This window comes from Stenotrophomonas sp. YIM B06876 (assembly GCF_030711595.1).
Lineage (GTDB): Bacteria > Pseudomonadota > Gammaproteobacteria > Xanthomonadales > Xanthomonadaceae > Stenotrophomonas.
In genome coordinates, this window is the sequence record NZ_JAUJUJ010000495.1 from 1 (window position 1) to 603 (window position 603).

Consider the following 603-nt stretch of genomic DNA (forward strand, 5'->3'; position numbering starts at 1 on the left):
GCCACCCTGTCGTTCAGCAACGGCAGCCCCAGCGTGGACCTGCCGGTCTACCAGGGCAACATTGGCCCGGACGTGATCGACATCCGCAAGCTGTACGCGCAAACGGACATGTTCACCTACGACCCGGGTTTTCTGTCGACGGCCTCGTGCCAGTCGTCCATCACCTACATCGACGGCGACAAGGGCGAGCTGCTGTACCGCGGCTACCCCATCGAGCAGCTGGCCACGCAGTGCGACTACCTCGACACCTGCTACCTGCTGCTCAATGGCGAGCTGCCCAACGAGACCGAGCGCTCTGACTTCCACAAGCTGGTGCTCGACCACACCATGGTCAACGAGCAGCTGCAGTTCTTCCTGCGCGGTTTCCGCCGCGACGCGCACCCCATGGCCGTTCTGACCGGCCTGGTGGGCGCACTGTCGGCCTTCTACCATGACAGCACCGACATCAACAACCCGCAGCACCGCGAGATCTCCGCGATCCGCCTGATCGCCAAGATGCCGACGCTGGTGGCCATGGCCTACAAGTACGGCAAGGGCCAGCCCTACATGTACCCGCGCAATGAACTCTCGTATGCGGGCAACTTCCTGCGCATGATGTTCGGC

General features: G+C 63.2%; 1 protein-coding gene. It reads left to right on the forward strand.

Annotated elements, in window-relative coordinates:
* Window positions 1–6: 6 nt before the first annotated feature.
* A partial coding sequence (locus QZH66_RS18120; RefSeq protein ID WP_305807190.1) for a citrate/2-methylcitrate synthase occupies window positions 7–603 on the forward strand: 597 nt, incomplete at its 3' end.